Origin of the sequence: Fluviicoccus keumensis (assembly GCF_004217445.1) — a bacterium.
GTDB classification, from domain to species: Bacteria; Pseudomonadota; Gammaproteobacteria; order Pseudomonadales; family Moraxellaceae; genus Fluviicoccus; species Fluviicoccus keumensis.
The window spans coordinates 198761-218528 of sequence record NZ_SHKX01000012.1 but is presented as its reverse complement, the minus strand read 5'-3'; the positions used below and the strand labels follow the sequence as shown (position 1 = coordinate 218528).

20 protein-coding genes are annotated in these 19768 nt (G+C 59.5%); 6 read left to right on the top strand and 14 right to left on the bottom strand.

What is annotated here, in order from left to right; all coding sequences use genetic code 11:
• Nucleotides 1-12 precede the first annotated feature (12 nt).
• The 7 genes from kdsB to EV700_RS09115 all read right to left on the bottom strand — a co-directional run bounded on the left by kdsB (nucleotide 13) and on the right by EV700_RS09115 (nucleotide 7114).
• Nucleotides 13-771: a 3-deoxy-manno-octulosonate cytidylyltransferase gene (gene kdsB / locus EV700_RS09145; protein WP_242610245.1), complete on the bottom strand. Its 759-nt coding sequence runs from the start codon at nucleotides 769-771 to the stop codon at nucleotides 13-15.
• Nucleotides 771-983: a Trm112 family protein gene (locus EV700_RS09140; protein WP_130412984.1), complete on the bottom strand. Its 213-nt coding sequence runs from the start codon at nucleotides 981-983 to the stop codon at nucleotides 771-773. Before EV700_RS09140 ends, kdsB begins: the two co-directional genes overlap by 1 nt.
• Nucleotides 973-1992: a tetraacyldisaccharide 4'-kinase gene (gene lpxK / locus EV700_RS09135; protein WP_130412982.1), complete on the bottom strand. Its 1020-nt coding sequence runs from the start codon at nucleotides 1990-1992 to the stop codon at nucleotides 973-975. The genes EV700_RS09140 and lpxK overlap by 11 nt, the downstream gene beginning before the upstream one ends.
• Nucleotides 1989-3740: a lipid A export permease/ATP-binding protein MsbA gene (msbA, locus tag EV700_RS09130; protein WP_130412980.1), complete on the bottom strand. Its 1752-nt coding sequence runs from the start codon at nucleotides 3738-3740 to the stop codon at nucleotides 1989-1991. The genes lpxK and msbA overlap by 4 nt, the downstream gene beginning before the upstream one ends.
• Nucleotides 3740-4165, bottom strand: a complete 426-nt coding sequence (locus EV700_RS09125; protein WP_130412978.1) for an ExbD/TolR family protein — start codon at nucleotides 4163-4165, stop codon at nucleotides 3740-3742. The genes msbA and EV700_RS09125 overlap by 1 nt, the downstream gene beginning before the upstream one ends.
• On the bottom strand, nucleotides 4162-4761 hold the full coding sequence (locus EV700_RS09120) for a MotA/TolQ/ExbB proton channel family protein (protein WP_242610232.1): 600 nt from the start codon (nucleotides 4759-4761) through the stop codon (nucleotides 4162-4164). Before EV700_RS09120 ends, EV700_RS09125 begins: the two co-directional genes overlap by 4 nt.
• 82 nt (nucleotides 4762-4843) lie before the next feature.
• Nucleotides 4844-7114: a DNA internalization-related competence protein ComEC/Rec2 gene (locus EV700_RS09115; RefSeq protein WP_130412974.1), complete on the bottom strand. Its 2271-nt coding sequence runs from the start codon at nucleotides 7112-7114 to the stop codon at nucleotides 4844-4846.
• A 217-nt stretch (nucleotides 7115-7331) separates the two neighbouring features.
• On the opposite strand from EV700_RS09115, the gene EV700_RS09110 reads away from it, so the two are divergent.
• Nucleotides 7332-7910, top strand: a complete 579-nt coding sequence (locus EV700_RS09110; RefSeq protein ID WP_165391404.1) for a DUF2062 domain-containing protein — start codon at nucleotides 7332-7334, stop codon at nucleotides 7908-7910.
• 27 nt (nucleotides 7911-7937) lie between these two features.
• On the top strand, nucleotides 7938-8525 hold the full coding sequence (locus tag EV700_RS09105) for a DUF2062 domain-containing protein (RefSeq protein ID WP_130412970.1): 588 nt from the start codon (nucleotides 7938-7940) through the stop codon (nucleotides 8523-8525).
• Here the strand turns inward: EV700_RS09105 and lolD are convergent.
• A complete protein-coding gene (lolD, locus tag EV700_RS09100; RefSeq protein WP_130412968.1) occupies nucleotides 8496-9176 on the bottom strand; it encodes a lipoprotein-releasing ABC transporter ATP-binding protein LolD in 681 nt (226 codons plus the stop codon). The two genes, EV700_RS09105 and lolD, sit on opposite strands and share 30 nt — an antisense overlap.
• Entirely contained in the window at nucleotides 9169-10404 is a 1236-nt protein-coding gene (locus EV700_RS09095; protein ID WP_130412966.1) for a lipoprotein-releasing ABC transporter permease subunit, read from the bottom strand. The genes lolD and EV700_RS09095 overlap by 8 nt, the downstream gene beginning before the upstream one ends.
• A 57-nt stretch (nucleotides 10405-10461) precedes the next feature.
• On the opposite strand from EV700_RS09095, the gene EV700_RS09090 reads away from it, so the two are divergent.
• Nucleotides 10462-11064, top strand: a complete 603-nt coding sequence (locus EV700_RS09090) for a PilZ domain-containing protein (protein WP_130412964.1) — start codon at nucleotides 10462-10464, stop codon at nucleotides 11062-11064.
• A gap of 51 nt (nucleotides 11065-11115) precedes the next feature.
• Here EV700_RS09090 and EV700_RS09085 read toward each other — a convergent pair whose 3' ends face one another.
• Nucleotides 11116-12759: a glutamine--tRNA ligase/YqeY domain fusion protein gene (locus EV700_RS09085; protein ID WP_130412962.1), complete on the bottom strand. Its 1644-nt coding sequence runs from the start codon at nucleotides 12757-12759 to the stop codon at nucleotides 11116-11118.
• Between the two features lie 119 nt (nucleotides 12760-12878).
• Between EV700_RS09085 and EV700_RS09080 the strand changes: the two genes are divergently transcribed.
• Together EV700_RS09080 and EV700_RS09075 are read left to right on the top strand one after the other, a co-directional pair.
• Nucleotides 12879-13388, top strand: a complete 510-nt coding sequence (locus EV700_RS09080; protein WP_130412960.1) for a peptidylprolyl isomerase — start codon at nucleotides 12879-12881, stop codon at nucleotides 13386-13388.
• 66 nt (nucleotides 13389-13454) lie between these two features.
• Nucleotides 13455-14189, top strand: a complete 735-nt coding sequence (locus EV700_RS09075; protein ID WP_130412957.1) for a UDP-2,3-diacylglucosamine diphosphatase — start codon at nucleotides 13455-13457, stop codon at nucleotides 14187-14189.
• Nucleotides 14190-14258: 69 nt separating this feature from the next.
• On the opposite strand, the gene EV700_RS09070 is transcribed toward EV700_RS09075, so the two are convergent.
• The 4 genes from EV700_RS09070 to EV700_RS09055 form a co-directional block, all read right to left on the bottom strand.
• Entirely contained in the window at nucleotides 14259-15302 is a 1044-nt protein-coding gene (locus EV700_RS09070) for a lipase secretion chaperone (RefSeq protein ID WP_130412955.1), read from the bottom strand.
• 87 nt (nucleotides 15303-15389) lie between these two features.
• The gene (locus EV700_RS09065; RefSeq protein ID WP_130412953.1) at nucleotides 15390-16328 is read right to left on the bottom strand and encodes a lipase family alpha/beta hydrolase; all 939 of its coding nucleotides are present in this window, start codon (nucleotides 16326-16328) and stop codon (nucleotides 15390-15392) included.
• 400 nt (nucleotides 16329-16728) lie between these two features.
• Complete coding sequence (locus EV700_RS09060; protein WP_130412951.1) at nucleotides 16729-17667, bottom strand: esterase/lipase family protein; 939 nt, start codon at nucleotides 17665-17667, stop codon at nucleotides 16729-16731.
• 404 nt (nucleotides 17668-18071) lie between these two features.
• Nucleotides 18072-18686 (bottom strand): MiaE family protein, encoded by a 615-nt coding sequence (locus tag EV700_RS09055; protein ID WP_130412949.1) that lies wholly within the window; start codon nucleotides 18684-18686, stop codon nucleotides 18072-18074.
• A gap of 145 nt (nucleotides 18687-18831) precedes the next feature.
• Between EV700_RS09055 and EV700_RS09050 the strand changes: the two genes are divergently transcribed.
• Nucleotides 18832-19758 (top strand): lysophospholipid acyltransferase family protein, encoded by a 927-nt coding sequence (locus tag EV700_RS09050; protein WP_130412947.1) that lies wholly within the window; start codon nucleotides 18832-18834, stop codon nucleotides 19756-19758.
• Nucleotides 19759-19768 lie beyond the last annotated feature (10 nt).

The following is a 19768-nucleotide window of genomic DNA, read 5'->3' as shown; positions in this document are numbered from 1 at the left end:
GGAAAGCCTTGTTCATGCAAAAAGTTGTCGGACGCGTTCCAGGTCTTCAGCCGTGTCAACGCCGGGCGGAAGGTTGGCAGCGGCAAGGTCAACATGGATGCGCGCGCCGTAATGGAGGGCGCGCAGCTGCTCCAGAGCCTCAAGTTGTTCCAGCGGTGCGGGACTCCAGCCGACATAGCGGTGCAGGAAACTGACCCGATAGGCATAAATGCCCAGATGCCGAAGATACATGTCCCGGGCAGGCAAACTGGCCACGCCTTGGCTGAAGGCATCCCGCGCCCACGGGATCGGCGCACGGCTGAAATAAAGCGCCATATTCTGATGGTCGCGCACCAGTTTGACGATATTGGGGTTCGTGAATTGCGTAACCTCGTGTAACGGCTCGGCCAAGGTCGCCATGGCCGCCTGGGGATTAGCGGCCAGATTGGCGGCTACCTGATTGATCACGTCGGGAGGTATCAGCGGTTCGTCACCCTGGACATTGACGATAATCTCATCATCCGCCCAGCCCATCCTGGCGGCGACTTCCTGCAAGCGGTCGGTACCGGACGGGTGATCCGGGGAAGTCATCACCCAGCGTGCGCCCGCTTTCGCCGCTGCCTCCGCAATCCGCTCATCGTCCGTCGCGATCACGACCGAACCCGCATTGCTCAGCAAGGCGCGCTCGTAGACGCGGATCACCATCGGCTTGCCGGCGATATCCAGCAGCGGCTTTCCCGGAAGGCGTGTTGAACCGAACCGCGCCGGGATGACGGCATGGAATCGGGTCATCATGACGCCTCTCCGGACGGCAGGTCCTGTCCCAGCTTTTCTTCAAGGCTGAGCGGGCGGGCTTCGTTGTCCAGCATTACCGGAATACCGTCACGAATCGGGTACGCCAGGCTGTCCGCCCGGCAGACAAGCTCCGCCCTATTGGCGGCATAGTGCAGCGGCCCCTTGCACAGCGGGCAAACCAGGATAGCCAGCAATTTTTTATCGAGCATGGGTAGGGTTCTCGTGAAAACGGCCCAGAAAGGCCAACAGCAATTGATCCAGGCCGGGATCGGCATCGACCGTCACCGGCAATTGCCAGACATCCGGTCCGGCAAATTCGCCGCATTTGACGGCATCCTTGGTCGTCATAATCACCGGCAACGACTCGGTGAAGGCCAGGTCCTGCGGTTGAAACTGATGGTGATCGGCAAAGGCATGTCGTATCACGTCATAACCGGACAGTTCCAGGCTGCGGAAGAAACGTTCAGGATTGCCGATTCCCGCCACGGCATGCACCCGGCACGGCGGTTGCGGCGCTTGTGCGGGCGCAACCGATATGCCGACCGGCAGCAGTAAGCCGGGTTTCAGGCTGAACCGGAATACCGGTGTTTTTCCCGCAAAATCCGGCGCACCGGAGCCGCCATTGATGATAATGGCGTCGACCGAAGCCAGACGGCCGACCGGTTCCCGCAACGGCCCGGCAGGCAGCAAGCGCCGGTTTCCCAGACCGCGCTCGCCATCCACCACGGCCAGTTCCAGGTCGCGGTGCAGCGCGTAATGCTGCAAGCCGTCATCGGCAATGACAATATCACACAGCCCGCGCTGCAGCAGATAATCCACGGCTCGGCATCGCAACGGGTCCACGGCTACCGGAACACCGGCAGCCCGATGCAGCAGCATCGGCTCATCGCCGGTTTCGGCCGCTGCCGATTGCGGGCCCACCAGCAAGGGGTAGCCTTGCGCACGCCCGCCATAGCCCCGGCTGACAATTCCCGGCCGCCAGCCATGCCGCTTCAGCAGCTCAACCACATGCAAGGTCAGCGGCGTCTTTCCGGTGCCGCCGACGCTGATGTTGCCGATCACGATGACCGGTACCGGAAACCGCTGCGCCTGTATCCAGCCATGCCGGAACGCCAATCGACGGACGGCGGCGACAAGGCCGAACAACCAGGACAACGGCGCCAGCAACAGCAAAAGCCAGTGCCCGCGATACCAGGCCGTCGTCAGCCAGTCCCTCATGCGGAAACGGCATCCGGGTCATCGGCAAACTGGCGGCTGTGCAACTGCGCATACAGGCCTCCGGCCGCCAGCAACTCGGTGTGGGTTCCGGTCTGGACTATCCGGCCCTTCTCCATCACCACGATCAGATCCGCTTTCTCAATCGTCGACAAACGATGGGCGATAACCAGAGTTGTCCGGTTCTTCATGACCGTCTCCAGCGCTTCCTGGATAAAATATTCCGACTCGTTGTCGAGCGCGCTGGTCGCCTCGTCCAGTATCAGGATTGGGGCATCCTTCAGCAGTGCACGGGCAATCGCCAGACGCTGGCGCTGGCCACCGGACAACTCAGTGCCATCCTGACCGACCCGGGTGGCATAGCCATCCGGCAGCTTCTGGATAAACTCATGGGCGTAAGCGGCGCGGGAAGCCGACTCGATCGCTTCGGCCGGCGCGTCCGCCAGTGCGCCATAGGCAATGTTGGCGGCGATGCTGGTATCGAACAAAACCACCTTCTGGTTTACAGTCGCAATCTGGCGACGCAATGACTCCAAGGTATAGGACTGCAGCGGCTGGCCATCCACCAGGATCTGGCCAGGCGCGCATTCATAAAAGCGGGGAATCAGGTTGACCAGGGTGCTTTTGCCCGAACCGGAACGGCCTACCAGCGCCACCGTCTTACCGGCCGGAATATGCAGATTGATATCGCGCAGCACCGGCTCGCCGCCCGGATAAGCAAAGTCAAGATGGCGGAACTCCAGCTCGCCCCGGCAACGTCCGGCGTCGCGATCCCCGCCATCCTGCTCTCCGTCCACATCAAGCATTTCGAAAACCGATTGGGCGGCCGCAATACCGCGCTGGATCTTCTCGTTGACATCGGTGAGGGCGCGCATTGGCTTGGACAACAGCCCTGCGGCCGTAATGTAGGCCACAAATTCACCGGCGCTGACATTCCCCAAAATATGGGGCTGCAGCGCCATATACACCACAAAGCTCATGGCAACCGCCATCAGCAACTGTACCAGCGGCGTATTCAACGAGGCTGTCACCACCATCTTCATGCTCTGGCGCAGGTTTTCCCGCGACGCGGTCTCGAAACGCGCACGCTCAAAGGCTTCGCCGCCATAACTCTTCACGACGGTATAACCGTTGATGCTTTCATTGACGATATGACTGACATCGCCCATGGAATTCTGAATACGGTGTGACAATGTGCGGAATCGCTTGCTGGCCTTACGGACAATAAACGACACCGGTGGGGCAATCAGCAGCAAGGACAGCGACAGGCGCCAGTTGGTCCAGAACAGGTAACCCAGCAGGCAGGTGACTACCGTGCCCTCCCGGACGATCGTTTTCAAAGCCTCGGTCGCCGCGCCGGTCACCTGCTCCACGTCATACACCAGCTTGGCGCTGATGTGCCCCGGAGAATGACGGTGAAAATAAGCGCTCGGTAAGGTCAGCAGCTTGTCAAATAACTGCCGGCGCAACTCATAGACCACATTGCGCGCGACCAGCGACATAAAGTAATTGCCGAGGAAGGTGCCCACCCCGCGCAACAGGAAAATAAGCACGATCAATACCGGGAAAAAATCCTTGGCATGCTGGTTCTTGTTCTGGATGGCGTCAATGATGTATTTGACAACCTGGGCGCCCGCCCACTCGGTCTGGGCATTGATGATGAAACCCAGAATCCCCAGGGCAAAGGCGCCCCAGTATTTGCGGGCATAACCCAGAAGGCGCTTGTAGGCCTCAAACCCGCTGGTGGTCATCAAGGATTCTCGCTTCGCATTTTGGTGCTGATATTAAGATTGACGAACCCCATCTGCCCGGCGATGTCCATGACCGTGACCACCGATTGATGGGACGCCTTACCGTCGGCGGCAATGACGAACGGCATGTCGCGACGACCGCCGCTGGCCTTTTCAATGGCGCTCTGCAATTGCCGGGGATCGCGCACGGCCAACTCCTGACCATTGACAGTATAGACGCCGGATTGGCTAACGCCGATTTCGAGCGCTTTGGCGCGCGGCGCCTTGCTGGCCTCGCCCTTGGCTTCGGGCAGCACGATCTGCAACTTGCTGGCCTTGTTGAAGGTTGTGGAAATCATCAGGAAGATGATCAGAAACAGCAGGCAGTCAATCAGGGGGGTCAGATTGATTTCCAGCGAATCCTCGCGGGGCCTGCGGAACTTCATGGAGCGCTTACCTGAAAATCGACTTCGCGATCGCCATGTACGATGTCGACCAGTTTGACCGCCTGCTGTTCCATCTCGACCGCCATGTTATCGATGTGGCGGATGAAGAACCGGTGCATGACCATGGAAGGGATCGCGATACAGATGCCGCCCGCCGTCGTTACCAGCGCCTTGGAAATGCCGTTGGCCAGCATCGTCGGGTCGGTCATGCCGGCGCCGGTCACAGCCATGAATGCCTCGATGATACCGATCACCGTGCCCAAGAGACCGAGCAAAGGCGAAATCATCGCCAGCGTACCCAGCAGCGACAGGTATTTCTGCATATTGTGGATGACGACATTGGCCGCCTCTTCGATGCTTTCCTTCATGATCTCGCGACCATGCCGCGAGTTCAGCAGGCCCGCCGCCAGAATCTCGCCCAATGGCGAACCCGCCTTGAGCTGCCTCAGTTTGTCGGCATTGAGCTGCTTGTTGCGAATCCAGCCCCAAACCTCGGGCAACAGTCCCGGCGGAGCAATCTGCCGGCTGCGAAGCGCCCAACCCCGTTCAATACAAATGGCCAGCGCCAGAATCGAGGCAACGATGATCGGCATCATCAGCCACCCCCCGGCCTTTACTAATTCCCACACGTGGCAGCCCCTCTTCTGAAACAGCGAAAATGGCTGGTACTTTACCTATTCATGAGGAATTTCGCCAGTAATGACGACCGGTGCGCCACGATTCCCGGTCGATATGGCCGCCGGGCGCGAACCGGTAGTCCAGGGTGCCGGAGAGGATCGTGCTGTCCAGCGGAATCCTCGCGCTGCGATAGCGCTCCACTATACGAGCGGCCGGATGTCCGAAACGGTTGCGGTAACCGGCGGAGACAATGCCCAGCCGGGGCTGTACGGCCTGCAGGAAAGCGGGTGAACTGGAGGTGTTGCTGCCATGGTGCGGCAAGACAAGCACGTCGGCCCGCAAGTCCTCGCCGGAGCCCAGCAGGGCTTGCTCGGCCGGCGTTTCGATATCGCCTGTCAGCAGGATGCTGAAGCCCTCACCCTGCACATGCAGCACGCACGAACGGTTATTGTCCGCCGCACCCGCCAGCGACGGGCCCGGTGACACTACCCGGAAACGGATACCGTCCCAATCCCAGTGCTGGCCCTGACGGCAAAATTGCTGGCGGGACTCTAGCCCGGGGCGATAGGCCTCCGGCAAAGCGCTGTAAACCACCTCGGAGGCCGGGATCCCGCGGATGACCTCCGCCGCGCCGCCGGTGTGATCGAGGTCGTTATGGCTAAGCACCAGCCGGTCCAACCTGCGGATTCCCGCCCCGTAAAGATAGGAGAGCACCACGTCCCTTCCGGCCAAGGGACCGGGGCCGGTATCGTAAAGCAGGCTGTGGCTCCGGGTGTGCAGCACCACGCTCAAGCCCTGCCCGACATCCAGCACCGCCATGCGCAACTCGCCCCGCTCCGGTAACGGGCGGGCGAATACCACCGGCAGCAAAAGGAATGTCGCGGGCGCGCGCAGCGCCAGTCGGCGCGGGGCCAAAAACATGGCCAATGCCAGTGACAGGCTGATCAGGGCCACCGGCCCGGGGCGCCAGTAAAACAGACCGGCGCCATGCGTCGTCATCCATGCCAGCAAATCGTCCAGACGCTCCAGCAGGCATCCTGCCCAATACCAGCAGGCCATACCGGCATGATGCCAGCCATATCCAACCATCAACCCCGCCAGTAACAGGGGAACAACCAGCACGCTGATAAGCGGAATGGCGACCGCATTGGCGAGCGGCGCAATCAGGCTGACTTGCCCGAAGAACAGCAATCCCAGCGGCAGCATGGCCAGGAACAGATACAACTGCAGGCCTGCCGCCTGCATCAGCGCTGAACCGCGGCGACGAATACCGCCCCACAACATGATCAGCGCCACCGCGCCGAATGAGAGCCAGAATCCCGCGGCATGCACGCTGAGCGGCTGCCAGAACAGGACCAGCGCCAACGCGCGCCACAACACCGACCAAGCGTCGGCCTCACGACCTGACATGCGGGCCAGCACGCACAGCGCCAGCATCACGAGCGTGCGCATCGTGGGCAATGACGCACCCGCCAAACAGCCGTAGGCTATTGCCGCCGCCAGCAAGACCGGCCACTGCCAGCGCTGGAACGGCATGCGGCGGAAAAGCACCGGACGTCGCCCGGCCAGCCAGCGCAAGGCTCCGGCAACCGCGACGGCAAACAACAGGACATGCGGACCGGAAATCGCCAGTAAATGGCTGATACCGGCTGATTGATAGAGGCGCAACCGGTCATCGTCAATCTCGGCGCGGTCTCCGGTCAGCAGGGACAAAGCGATGGCGGCATCGGGCTTGTCGATGATCAGGGGCTGGAAACGCTCACGGATACTGAGCCGCCAGCGATCCATGCTCCAATTGCCGGCTTTCAGCAAACGGGCCTGGCGGATGGTTCCGGTCGCCGTCACGCCCTCAGACATCAGCCATTCTTCCAGGTCGAAGGCATTCGGTGAAACGGAACCGTGCGGACGTTTCAGCGATACCGTCAGTACCCAGACATCTCCGGGCCGGAAATCCGCCGGTTCGCCGGTCAGCTCCCAGTAACGCGCCCCCGGAAGCGGCAAACCCTGGCTGGAAGTCCGTAACGGCAGCACCCGAATACCCAGACGCCCATGCGCGGAAGGATGCGGCAACCCGACAATCCTGGCCTCAACCGTCAAGGGTCTGCCTTCCCAAGCCTGCGGGATCCGGTCTTCCAGATAGGCGCGGGCGTGCCAGACACCCCATGCCAAACCCAGCAGCAGCCAGGCGGGAACCCTCAGGAACCGCAGGCGCAGGCTCAGCACAAGGAGCGCCAGGCCGGCCAGCGCCACATAACTCTCGTCCGGCAGGAACGGCAATAACAGCAGCAGTGAAATCCCGGCGGCGAACGCCGCCCATCCCGGATTCGACATGGACACATCCGTGTAGTCATGACAGGGGCGCAGAGGGTAATACCGTCACGGAGGCCGCACAACACGTACAAGGCCGGTCACGCGCCGAATGGCGGGTTATCAGGCAGGATCGGCGTTTGTCGGTTTCTTGTGCTTATCCTGTCCGACAGTCTTGTTACAGATTGCAGAAGAGGTCTAAATAAGAAAGAATGTCGCGCCCATGAATGTGGAAGTCGGGATGCCCAAGCAACTGATTCGCCGTTACCTTCCGAACCCGGAAAAGATTGCCCGCACACCGGGACTCGGTTTCCTCAAGCATCGCCTTGAGGATCCGAATCTGTGGCATCTGAACCGTCGGTCGGCTTCCGGCGCCATGTTCTGGGGTTTGTGGTGCGCCTTCCTGCCCATGCCTTTCCAGACCGTACCCGCCGCCATTGCCGCCCTTGTCTTCCGGGTCAACCTGCCGCTGGCGATTGTGCTGTGCTGGGTCTCGAATCCGCTGACCATGCTGCCGGTCATCTTTGTGGGTTATGACATTGGCGCACTGTTGCTGAAACAACCCCTGCTGAACATGGCCGAAATCAGCAAACTGATCGGACAATTGGGCAACCTGTTCGGGTCATCCCCGGAGGCCGCCGCCAATCGGGTTGGCATGGCCAACCACATTGAGCCTTTCCTGTTGGGCATGATGGTGACCGGTTTTCTGGCGGGCTGTCTGGGCTACCTCGGCATGAACTGGTACTGGCGCCGGCATGTAACTCGCGCCTGGCTGCAGCGCCGCAAGCGCCAGTCCGCCTCCCCTCCCACGGCCACCTGACCGGAAAAACCGACGCAGGATCGCCCGATGCCGAAGAAATTCATCCGCCGCCATTTACCCGACCCTTCCCGCATTGCGCGAACGCCCGGGCTCGGCTTCCTCCGGCATCATCTGGAAGACCCCAACCTGTGGCACCTGAACCGACGCTCCGCCTCTGGCGCGATGTTCTGGGGATTATGGTTCGCCTTCCTGCCCATGCCGCTGCATACCATTCCAGCGGTCATCGCCGCCTTGGTGTTCCGCATTAACCTGCCGCTGACCGTCGCCATGGTCTGGATGGTCAACCCCCTGACCATGCTGCCCTGTTTCTATGTGGCCTACGATATTGGCGCCACCTTGCTGCATCGTCCCGGACTCAGCCTGGGCGAAATCGAATTGCTCATCCAGATGCTGGAAGGATTGGGGCGCCATCATCCTAACCATCCCGGAGCCCTGCACCTCTCCGGTTATCTTGAACCCTTCCTGCTGGGCATGCTGGTCACGGGCTTCCTGCTTGGCAGTCTGGGCTACCTGGGAATGAACTGGTACTGGCGGCGGCACGTTCTCAGATCGTGGGAAAAACGCCGCAAGCGGCAAGCGGCGCATTCAAACCAGCCGCCCGCTTCGCATGGTTAATACACGGTCTGCCGTTTCCGCCAAGCGCTGATCGTGAGTTACCACCACCAGGCTCATGCCCAGCTCACTCCGCAGTTCCGCCAGCAAGCCCTGGATTTCCTGTGAAGTCTCGGCATCCAGATTACCCGTCGGTTCATCCGCCAGCACCAGATCCGGCTGGGTCACCAATGCCCGCGCTAGGGCCACACGCTGCCTTTCCCCCCCGGACAATTCTGAAGGCTTGTGGTCCAGCCGCGATCCCAAACCCACGCGCTCCAGCAATCCGGAGGCGCGGCGACGCACGTCGGGAATCTGGCTGTCCCGACGCAGCAGCCAAGGCATGCAGACATTTTCCAGCGCGGTGAACTCCGGCAACAGGTGGTGAAACTGGTAAACAAATCCCAGATGCCGGTTCCGCAACTCACCGCGTTTCACCTCATCCATCATGCTGAGCGGCTGGCCCTGGATACGTACTGTCCCCGCAGTCGGCAGATCCAATCCGCCCAACAGATGCAGCAAGGTGCTTTTACCCGAGCCGGAACTGCCTATGATGGCCACGAATTCACCTTTGGCGACCTCAAGGCTGACACCGTGCAAAACCTCAACGGTGCGAACCCCGTCAACAAAACGCTTGCTGAGGCCTTCCGCCTGCAAAACCGGGTTGTTACTCATAGCGCAGGGCCTCGGCTGGTTGAACCCGCGCCGCCTTGCGCGCAGGGTAAATGGTCGCAAGGAAGCTCAGTAGTCCGGTCGACAGGCTGACCCAAAGCACATCGCTCCACTCCAGCTCCGACGGGAGATAATTGACGAAATAGGCATCAAAGAATGATTGGCCGGTGACATGCTCAAGCCATGTGACCGCCGAAGTGATATTCAGGGAGAGGATGATCCCCAACAAGACGCCGGCGAGCGTACCGAACAAGCCGATGACTGCGCCCTGCACCATGAAAATCCGGGTAATGGTTTGCGGGCTGGCGCCCAGCGTGCGCAGAATCGCGATATCAGCCTTCTTGTCCGTCACCACCATCACCAGGCTTGAAACAATGTTGAAAGCGGCAACCGCCACGATCAGCATCAACAGCAAGCCCATCATTGCCTTTTCCATCTGGATGGCGCTGAACAGGTTGCCATGCGTTTGCGTCCAGTTGGTTTCATAATAATTAGCGGGCAGGTCATACAGCATTTCGTTGGAAATGCGCGGAGCCTCAAACAGATCCTTCAACTTCAGGCGAACCCCCTGAACCGCCGAACCAATCCGCAACAGCTTGCCGGCATCGGACACATGCACGTAGGCCAGAATGCCATCCACATCCGCGCCAACCTGGAAAACCCCAACCACGGTCATGCGCTTAAAGCGCGGAATCACGCCCGCAGGCGTCAACGCCGCCTCGGGCAGCACCAGGGTGACCTTATCCCCCAGTCCGACGCCCAGATTACCGGCAAGGCCGCTGCCCAGGACGATGCCGTATTCGTCAGCCCGCAATTGCTCCAGCTTGCCGGCTTTCATATTCCCGGCAATGATGGAGACTTTCCGTTCATATTCCGGCTCGATGCCGGTAATCATGGCGCCGGATACCTGCCCGTTGGCGGTCAGCATGCACTGCAACTGGGTGACGGGAGCCGCCGCCAAAACCTGTGGATTTCTTTTGGCAAACTCTGCTAAGTTCTTCCAATCCTGAATGGGTTCACGGGACGAAATCGTGGCGTGAGGTATCATCCCCAAGATACGATTCTTGAGCTCCCGATCGAAACCGTTCATGACCGACAGGACCGTGATCAATACGGCAACGCCCAGCGTGAGGCCGAGAATGGATGTCAGGGATATGAACGAGATAAAGTGATTGCGGCGTTTGGCGCGGGTGTAGCGCAGGCCGATCAGCAGGGAAACGGGCTTGAACATGGCGGGAATTGGACCATAATCTTAACTAGGCGGCACAGGCCACAAGGGTTGGAAATCATGACAAGAATGACAAATTCGGATAATCCCTTCGAAAGACGTCTGCTGAATCGAATTGACTCGACACTATCCCTGCACTATCAACCGATTAGTAGTGCAGAATCGTTAAAGGACCCCTACGATACCTGTTTCTCCCTGCCCCGTTACTTCACGTTGTTCGCCGAACTTGAGCAGATTGACAGCGTGCAGCGCGGCCAGATGCAGGTGGTGGAGCGTGAAAATCCGCGCCTGAGCGGGCTTTTCCAGGCCATGAACCTGAAGATCGAACTGCTGACCGGCGCCATCTATGACGGCTTGGCCAAACTGCTGTCCCCGATTCCCCAGCGTGTCAACCTCAGTGAAAGCGGCTTGTCCTTTCACGCCACCGAAGCGCTGACACCGGGCACGCATCTGCATCTGGCCATCAGCCATCTGGAACACCACTACCACATCGCCGCGACAGCCCGCGTTGTCTATTGCGAGGACGAAGATCTGGAGGGTTTCCGCACCGGCGTCTACTTCATCAACATCAATCCCAGCGACCGCGCCCGCCTCTCCCGCGATATTTCGCGCAAACAGGAAGAACACGCCTCACTGGAACCGTTCGAAAATCCGGATATCTGACAATAGCTGGCAAGCATGTCAAAACGGGGCGTAATACGCCCCGTTTTTCATTCAGGCGCCGCCCCAGGAATCGCGCAGGCCGACCGTCCTGTTGAACACCGGCTTGCCAGGCTTGCTGTCCGTCAGATCCGCCACAAAATAGCCTTCGCGCTCAAACTGGAACCGGTCTTCGGGCGCGGCGGCAGCCAGCGACGGCTCCACCATCGCCTGCACGACCTTGAACGCTTCCGGATTGATGCAACCCAGGAAACCGTCATCGCCGGCTTCCGGATCCGGCTGGGTAAACAGGCGATCGTACAGACGCACTTCCGCCGCGACACCGACCGTGGCCGACACCCACTGGATAACGCCCTTGACCTTGCGGCCCTCGGGGTTCTTGCCCAGGGTGTCGAGATCAGCGGTGCAGCGCAGTTCGACAATTTCGCCGGCTTCATTACGCACGACTTCATCACAGCGTATTACATAACTGTGACGCAACCGCACTTCACCGCCCTGCACCAGACGCTTGAAGCCCTTGGGCGGGTTATCGCTGAAGTCGGCAGCGTCAATGACGATCTCGCGGGTAAAGGGGATTTCGCGCTCACCCAGTTCCGGCAGATTCGGATGGCGTGCGGAACGCAGGATTTGCGTCTCGTCACCAACGTTGGTAATCACCACCTTCAACGGATTCAGTACAGCCATGGCGCGCGGCGCGGTATTCTCCAGATGATTACGGATGCAGAATTCCAGCATGCCGACATCCACCACGCCTTCGCTCTTGGAAATGCCGATGCGGTCGCAGAAATCACGCAGGGATTCCGGGGTATAACCGCGACGGCGCAAACCGGCAATCGTCGGCATGCGCGGATCATCCCAGCCGTTGACATGGCCTTCATCCACCAGCTTCTTCAGCTTGCGCTTGCTGGTGACGGTGTAATTCAGGTTAAGGCGCGAGAACTCGATCTGCTGCGGGTGTGCGGGCGTACCTAGCGTCTCCAGCAGCCAGTCGTAGAACGGACGGTGATCCTCGAACTCCAGCGTACACAGCGAATGCGTGATGTATTCCAGAGCGTCGGAAATCGGGTGGGTATAATCGTACATCGGATAGATGACCCACTTGTCACCGGTCTGGTGGTGCGGCACCTTCTTGATGCGGTAGATCACCGGATCGCGCAGGTTGATGTTGGGTGACGCCATGTCGACCTTGGCGCGCAACACGCAGCTGCCCTCGTCGAACTCACCGTTGCGCATTTTCTCGAACAGCGCGAGGTTCTCTTCCACCGAGCGGTTGCGGTACGGAGATTCGATACCGGCGCCGTTGTGGGTGCTGCGCCCCTGACTGATTTCCTCCGGGCTTTGTGAATCCACATACGCCTTGCCCATGCGGATCAATTGCAGGGCATAGTCATAGAGCGCATCAAAATAGCCGGAGGCGTAACGCGTTTCCCCCGCCCACTGGAACCCCAGCCAATTGACATCACGCTTGATGGCGTCGATGTATTCCTGGTCTTCCTTTTCCGGATTGGTGTCATCGAAGCGCAGGTTGCACTCGCCGCCGGCTTCTTGCGCCACGCCGAAATTGAGGCAGATCGACTTGGCGTGGCCGATGTGCAGGTAGCCGTTCGGCTCCGGCGGAAAACGGGTGATGATGCGGGCGTGCTTGCCCGAGGCCAGGTCTTCAACAACCTGGGCGCGGATAAAATCTTTGGCTTCCATGGTATACGGGAACTCGCATGACAAGCGCTGAAACAGGCTTTATGATTAGGGGCCGGCAAAAACGGCCAGTCTAGCGCGAGCGCCTGACCGTCACAAGCCTTATTCCCTTAGATAACAGGATGATGCCCATGCAAGTTGCCCTGAACACCAATTACGGCCGAATCGTGCTGGACCTCAATGCCGAGAAGGCTCCGAAGACGGTGGCCAATTTTGTGTCCTACGTTCGCAGCGGTCATTACAACGGCACCATTTTCCACCGCGTCATTGACGGCTTCATGATCCAGGGCGGCGGTTTTGACGCCAACATGAACCAGAAGCCGACCCAGGCTCCCATCGAGAATGAGGCTGACAACGGCCTGAAGAACGACGAAGGCACCATTGCCATGGCCCGCACCCAGGACCCGCACTCGGCTTCCGCCCAGTTCTTCATCAACGTGAAGCGCAACGATTTCCTGAACTTCAGCTCCAAGACCACCCAGGGCTGGGGCTATGCCGTTTTCGGCAAGGTGTCCGAAGGTATGGACGTGGTAGCCAAGATCAAGGCCGTGCAAACCGGACGTTCCGGTTATCACAGCGATGTGCCGGTCAAGCCCGTCATTCTTGAAACCGCTGAAGTCATCGGCGAGTAAGCCTCTGCTGTTGCACCGGGCCGCATACGGCCCGGCTGCCTTTCGCGCCGCAAGGGATCAAGCCGCATGAAACCGACCTACTTCATCTCTGATTTGCACCTGTCTCCCGACCTGCCCCGCGTGACCGCCGGTTTTCTGGCGTTGGTTGACCATCTGGAAGGCAAGGCGGAAGCCGTTTATGTGCTGGGCGACCTGTTTGAAGCCTGGGTAGGCGACGATAACCTCTCGGAATACAATCGCAGCATCATTGATGCCTTTGCCCGGCTTGGCGTCCGCGGGACTGCTGTCTACTTCCTGCATGGCAACCGCGATTTCCTGCTGGGCGACGAGTTCGTCAAATCCTGCCGGGGTTTCCTGCTGCCGGAACGCCAGGTGATCCAGTGTTATGGCTATCAGGTAATGATCGAGCATGGCGACGCACTCTGTACCCTGGACGAGAAGTATCAGGCCTTCCGTGCCCAAAGCCGCCACCCCTTGTGGCAGCAGGGAATGTTGGCCAAGCCGCTGACCGAGCGGGTGCAAATTGCCGAGCAATGGCGCGCCCAAAGCCGCATGCATAACAGCAACAAGCCGGAAAACATCATGGATGTCACGCCACAGGCTGTGATTGATACGATGACGGCGGCCAAGGTCGCCATTATGGTTCATGGTCACACCCACCGGCCGCAGGTTCATGAACTGACTGTCAATGGCAAACCCGGTCAACGATTGGTGCTGGGCGACTGGCGGGAAGCGGAAGGCTCGGCCGTCATCGCCGTGGCCGATGAAAAAGGCATCAGGCTGACGGACTGGAACTTCTGACGCGCGCCCTGGAACGCTGGACATGAAAAAGGCCACGAAAGTGGCCTTTTTCATGTCGGATCCACCGCCTTATTCCGGCACGGTCAGCCCTTGGTCATGAATGCGCTCCAGTGCATCGACACGGACGCGCTCCTGCTGGTTGAAGCGCTGCTCGCGCATCGCAGCCACTTGCTGCTGCCGGTCCTGATCGCTCAAGGCGGTATTTTTCATGATGGCTTCACGCTCCTGCAGGTAATCCTTCATACGGGAATCCCATTCCGAGCGCTCCTGATCCAGCGCCTCCAGGCGAGTAGCCGCCTCCGGACCAACGATCTGCTCACGGATGGCGCGCAGTTCCTGCGGCGAACCGCCACGGGTCTTCCAGTCTTGAGTCAGAGTGGTCAGCTCCTGATACTGGTTCAGGGTTTTGACGTTTTCCTTCAACTCCGGCGGCAGTTGCTCCAACAGCGCGGCGGTGCGCTTGGCCTTTTCAGTGGCGCTAAGGCTCTTGTCCTGCATGACTTCAAGGCGAGCCAGCGTGTAGTTGTCATAGGCGTCTTCGTCACCAAAGAAGGCATCGATGACATTACGGTCAAAATATTGCGAACGCAGCCCCTGGATTGCCTGCTTTTGCTGACGGATGGCCGACAGGTTCTGCGACGGGTCGCCCGCCACTTGCGGGAGATGCCCCAGCCCTTCACGATAGGAAATATAGGATTCGAGCAGCTTTTCGGCCTGCGCGGCCGCTTTCGCCGGCAACTTGGCGCGGATGTAAGCGCGGATACGGGCAATGATGGTGGTCAGGTCTTCCTCACCAATCGCCGACAGGAAATAATCAAACGTCTGACGGACGCCACGGGTGATTTTCAGGTTACCGTCGGCATCCACTTCCAGCGAACCATCCACTTCGGTATCGCGCAGGGATTTGGGAATACCTTCCAGACCGGTCTTGAAGCGCGAAGCCGCTTCGCGCGACTTGGCCAGCGCATCCGTAACCATGGCGGCCGTGTTCTCGCCCGGCTTGGGCATCACGGCGGATTGCGCATCGGCAGATTTGTCGCGGGACATCCACAGCAGTCCCAGCGCCACCAGCAGCAATACGCCAACCAGAGCAATCGTCGCTTTTTTCTGCATTGTTTTTATTCTCCTTCTGCAGTTACCGCCCACAACAAAACGGCGGCCCTTCCGGGCCGCCGCTGCGTACAATACCAATCCTGATGCTTAGAGACCAGCAGATTTCAGACGATTGGCCTGTTCGCGATAAACATCGGTCGGAGCCGGGGTGAACAGGCCGCGGATACCGAACATCTGGTTGATGGCGTCACCATGGTTCCAGGGATAGTTGTCGCGCAGCACCCGACCAAAGTGGCTGGAGCAGCGACCGACCAGACCATCATTGGCTTCGTAGCCGGCCAGACTGGTCAGACCGAAGAAGTAATCCAGCGGATCCAGCGCATTGGCGAAAGCCGTGGTGCCGCCCCAGGAGTAGTTGCGGATACCGTTGGCCGTATAAGCGCCTTCACCGCAAGCCGAAGTCGGCACGCCGTTCGGGTGACGGGAGTTGAAACCCGCCGCACCGACCGTGGTGAAGGAATCCATGCTGGCCATGAAGTCTTCTTTATAAGTATTACCCGCCAGATACGTAATCAGGCCGGATACCGCTGTGCCCACGGTCTGCACCAGGCTGGCGGAGAACGTACCGGCCGGAGCCACGTTACGGATCAGGTCAGCCAGACCGGCGCCCTTGACCGGGCTGTGAATCAGGGTCAGCGAAGCGACGCGGGTCGGCATGGCGTCAGCCACGTAACGCACCGAATAACCGCCGTGGCTGTGGCCCATCAGGTTGACCTTGGCTGCGCCGGTCATCGCCAGGATGTCCTGGGTCTGCTTCAGCAGTTGTTCGCCGCGCACTTCGGAACTGTTGAAGGCGGAAGCGGAAGTCACATAAACCTTGGCGCCGCCGTCACGCAGTGCGCCGGGGATGCCATACCAGTAGTCCACGAAGCCGACCAGCTTGTCGAAGCCCAGCACACCCGGAGCCAGCACGATCGGGTACTTGGTCTTGGTGTAATCGCAATTGAAGAGACACCAGGCGCTGCTGACATTGGCGGTCAGGGCGGCGGCGGCGATAGCGGTAGTAGCCAGGAGCTTCTTGTACATGGTGACCTCTCGTGCAACCTGTTGGGTCGCTTGGGTAAAAAGTAGTTGTTGTGGCATTATGTTGTTGAATTATTAAGCTTTACTACGTTTGAATTATGAGCGGTCAGCAGCATTTAGAGTATTTATTCGACATGTGCATATATTATCAACAGTCAGTTTTAAGCCTTGATAAAAGACGCCAGTGATTCGGGAATTGACGCCATTCGGATGACAAACCGTGTCAAAAACACGATGAGCGGTGTCGCAATTTGTCGACCACGTGAAAATTGTCGGACAATTAGTTGCTATCCCTTTCCCTCAATTCCGTTTGAAAAACCATCAGTCACCATCTTGCCCGCTTGACGAGAGCTCCAAAATGAAAAAGCGCCCGAAGGGGCGCTTTTTCAGACAACCGGAGCGATCAGACGCCGGCGTTCTTCAGGCGGTTGGCATGCTCGCGGTAGACATCCACCGGATCGGGCGTGAACAGGCCGCGCACCCCGAACAGCTGGTTGATGGCATCGCCGTGGTTCCACGGATAGTCATCGCGCAGCACCTTGCCAAAGTGGCTGGAGCAACGGCCGACCAGACCATCATTGGGTTCGCTACCGGCCAGAGCGGTCAGACCGAAGAAGTAGTCAAGCGGATCAAGCACGTTCGCCATGGTGGCGGTGCCGCCCCAGGAGTAGTTACGGATGCCATTGGCGGTATAGGCGCCTTCGCCACAAGCCGTTGTCGGCACACCGTTGGGGTGCTTGGCGATGAATGCGGCAGAGCCAGTCTTGGTGAAAGAGTCCATGCTGGCCATGAAGTCTTCCTGATAGCTGTTACCCGCCAGGAAAGTGATGAACTGGGACACAGCCGTACCCACGGTCTGAACCACCGTCTCGGAGAAGGTGCCGGGAGCGGCCACGCCGCGAACCAGGTCAGCCACCGGCGAACCCTTGACCGGGCTGTGGATCAGCGTCAGGGAAGCCACACGGGTCGGAATGACGTCAGCGACATAACGCACCGAGTAGCCGCCGTGGCTGTGGCCCATCAGGTTAACTTTAGAAACGCCGGTAATGGCCAGAATATCCTGCACCTGCGTCAGCAGTTGTTCGCCGCGCGCTTCGGAACTGTTGAACGCGGAAGCGGAAGTGGTGAAGACACGCGCACCGCCGTCGCTGAGACCGCCGGGGATGCCGTACCAGTAGTCCACGAAGCCGACCAGCTTGTCGAAGCCCAGCACGCCGGGGGCCAGCACCACGGGGTACTTGGTCTTGGTGTAGTCGCAGTTGAACAGGCACCAGGCGCTGCTGACATTGGCGGTAAGGGCTGCGCCGGTAATGACGGCGGCGGTCATGAGCTTCTTGAACATTGTTGTTGTCCTCTACTTCCGGTTGAAGTTCACGTGGGTTTTGACACGTGTCATTTATTCATTGTTATCGGAGTATGTCGGGGTACGGCTTTTAGAGTGATTACACTAATTTTTGTTTGAAAAGCAGGCATCGCTGCCGCTGATCGCCATTTTATGAGCGTTCGTCAGCAAAAGACTTGCGAAATTCTGACGGTTTAGAAGTGTATTGGCGTGAATTCTTAATAGCCGGTAATTCCGGCCCATCACCGGTTTCACGGACTGATTCGACCGGGCGGGGGTAACCACAAACATGAGGAATGGTTGAGGACAGCGAGGAAGTGACTGGGGAAATCGACTACCGCAAGGAGGGCCAGATTTAACGACCGCCTCAATGCTTTAGCAGCGGACGCTGCAAGCGAAGGAAGTCAGCCTTCCTCCGCAATCGGCACCCCGCTATGAAACCTGAAAACCGGATCCGGCGTCGTCATCAACTCCGCCTCCACCTCCCGGAAAAACGCCACCCGCGACTCAATCGGCTCCGGACTGTACTCCTTCGCCAAGTCCAGATAGTACTCAAAGTGCCGCGACTCGGACTTCAGCAGGAAGGTGTAATAACGCCCCAGCTCCGCATCCACCAACGGCGCCAGCGCCTCAAAGCGCTCGCAGGACCGCGCCTCGACAAAGGCCCCCACAATCAGCACATCCACCAGATGCCCCGGCTCGGACGTGCGGATATGCTTGCGCAGCCCCGAGGCATAGCGCCCTGCCGACACCGGCCGGTAGCTCATGCCGCGCTTCTCCATCATCTCCATGACCTGTTCGTAATGCAGCAACTCTTCCCGCGCCAACTGCGCCAGCTTGTGCTGCAACTCGCGGCGGTCGTTGTAGCGGAACATCAGGTTCATGGCCGTGCTGGCCGCCTTCTTCTCGCAGTTGGCGTGATCCTGCATCAGCAGCGGCATTTGCTTGACGGCCTCACGAAGCCAGGCGTCCGGCGTGGCGCATCCCAGGAAATCGCGGACAGGCTGCATGAAATTCATGGAGTTCTCCAGACAATAAACGGCAATTATACGCAAGCCGGTCTTGGTGTTGCCCCTCCGCTACTTTATCCTTAGACAAAATACTTCTCATGATGGCCGCGCGTGCCCTGCACGGAAGCGGCCCAACTGGCCATACCGACGGATTATGTCTTCCACCATACAACGACTGCCCGAGGCGACCGGCGAACTGACCCGGCGCGACAAGATCATCCTGGGGCTGCTGCGCCGCTTCAGCCGCCTGTCCCTGCCTACCCTGCAACGCATCGGCCGCTGGCTGGGCATCATCGCCTCGTGGTTTCCCGGCCACAACGTCTGGGTGATCCGCCGCAACCTGAAAATCTGCTTTCCCGAGAAGTCGGACGAATGGATCGAGGAAACGGTGAAGCAGAACCTGATCGTGACCGGGCAAACGGCGCTGGAGTTCGCCAAGACCTGGGGCGAACCGCCGTCCTACAGCATCGAGCAGATCCAGAAGGTGACCAACGGCCACCTGTTCTTTGACGCCCTAAAGTCCGGCAAGGGCGTGCTGGCGCTGACGCCGCACTACGGCACCTGGGAGTTCATGAACGCCTGGTTGAACCAGCATGCGCCCGCCGTGATCATGTACAAACCCGGCAAGGACCGCGGGGTGGATACCTTCGTGCGCGAGGCGCGCAGCCGCCTGAGCGCGCAGATGGTGCCTACCGATGAGCGCGGCGTTAAGCAAATGCTGAAATGCCTGAAGACCGGCGGTTTCACCATCATCCTGCCTGACCACGTGCCGCACCAGAACGGCGGCCTGTTCGCGCCCTTCTTCGGCATTTCCACCTGGAGCACGGCGTTGACCCCGCGCCTGATCCAGAAGACCGGCTGCACCGTGGTCGGCATGACCTGTACACGCCTGCCCAACGGCGAAGGCTTCGAGATTTATTTTGAAGCGCCCCATCCCGACATCTACAGCCAGGATCTGTTCACGGCGGCCAGCGGCATGAATCACAGCATGGAAAGCCTGATCCGCCGCGACCCGACGCAGTACCAGTGGTCCTATAAGCGCTTCAAGGTGTGCGAAACGCTGAAGGATGTCTACCAGTAAGCACAGGAGT

Excerpts from the sequence above, each read along its gene's own strand:
- lolD (WP_130412968.1), bottom strand. The coding sequence starts at position 9,176 with ATGAGTAACAACCCGGTTTTGCAGGCGGAAGGCCTCAGCAAGCGTTTT.
- EV700_RS09140 (WP_130412984.1), bottom strand. The coding sequence starts at position 983 with ATGCTCGATAAAAAATTGCTGGCTATCCTGGTTTGCCCGCTGTGCAAG.
- EV700_RS09115 (WP_130412974.1), bottom strand. The coding sequence starts at position 7,114 with ATGTCGAATCCGGGATGGGCGGCGTTCGCCGCCGGGATTTCACTGCTG.
- EV700_RS09050 (WP_130412947.1), top strand. The coding sequence starts at position 18,832 with ATGTCTTCCACCATACAACGACTGCCCGAGGCGACCGGCGAACTGACC.
- EV700_RS09085 (WP_130412962.1), bottom strand. The coding sequence starts at position 12,759 with ATGGAAGCCAAAGATTTTATCCGCGCCCAGGTTGTTGAAGACCTGGCC.
- EV700_RS09105 (WP_130412970.1), top strand. The coding sequence starts at position 7,938 with ATGCCGAAGAAATTCATCCGCCGCCATTTACCCGACCCTTCCCGCATT.
- EV700_RS09060 (WP_130412951.1), bottom strand. The coding sequence starts at position 17,667 with ATGTTCAAGAAGCTCATGACCGCCGCCGTCATTACCGGCGCAGCCCTT.
- EV700_RS09120 (WP_242610232.1), bottom strand. The coding sequence starts at position 4,761 with ATGATGCCGATCATCGTTGCCTCGATTCTGGCGCTGGCCATTTGTATT.
- EV700_RS09110 (WP_165391404.1), top strand. The coding sequence starts at position 7,332 with ATGCCCAAGCAACTGATTCGCCGTTACCTTCCGAACCCGGAAAAGATT.
- lpxK (WP_130412982.1), bottom strand. The coding sequence starts at position 1,992 with ATGAGGGACTGGCTGACGACGGCCTGGTATCGCGGGCACTGGCTTTTG.
- EV700_RS09065 (WP_130412953.1), bottom strand. The coding sequence starts at position 16,328 with ATGTACAAGAAGCTCCTGGCTACTACCGCTATCGCCGCCGCCGCCCTG.
- EV700_RS09095 (WP_130412966.1), bottom strand. The coding sequence starts at position 10,404 with ATGTTCAAGCCCGTTTCCCTGCTGATCGGCCTGCGCTACACCCGCGCC.
- EV700_RS09125 (WP_130412978.1), bottom strand. The coding sequence starts at position 4,165 with ATGAAGTTCCGCAGGCCCCGCGAGGATTCGCTGGAAATCAATCTGACC.
- msbA (WP_130412980.1), bottom strand. The coding sequence starts at position 3,740 with ATGACCACCAGCGGGTTTGAGGCCTACAAGCGCCTTCTGGGTTATGCC.
- EV700_RS09055 (WP_130412949.1), bottom strand. The coding sequence starts at position 18,686 with ATGAATTTCATGCAGCCTGTCCGCGATTTCCTGGGATGCGCCACGCCG.
- EV700_RS09075 (WP_130412957.1), top strand. The coding sequence starts at position 13,455 with ATGAAACCGACCTACTTCATCTCTGATTTGCACCTGTCTCCCGACCTG.
- kdsB (WP_242610245.1), bottom strand. The coding sequence starts at position 771 with ATGACCCGATTCCATGCCGTCATCCCGGCGCGGTTCGGTTCAACACGC.
- EV700_RS09080 (WP_130412960.1), top strand. The coding sequence starts at position 12,879 with ATGATGCCCATGCAAGTTGCCCTGAACACCAATTACGGCCGAATCGTG.
- EV700_RS09090 (WP_130412964.1), top strand. The coding sequence starts at position 10,462 with ATGACAAGAATGACAAATTCGGATAATCCCTTCGAAAGACGTCTGCTG.
- EV700_RS09070 (WP_130412955.1), bottom strand. The coding sequence starts at position 15,302 with ATGCAGAAAAAAGCGACGATTGCTCTGGTTGGCGTATTGCTGCTGGTG.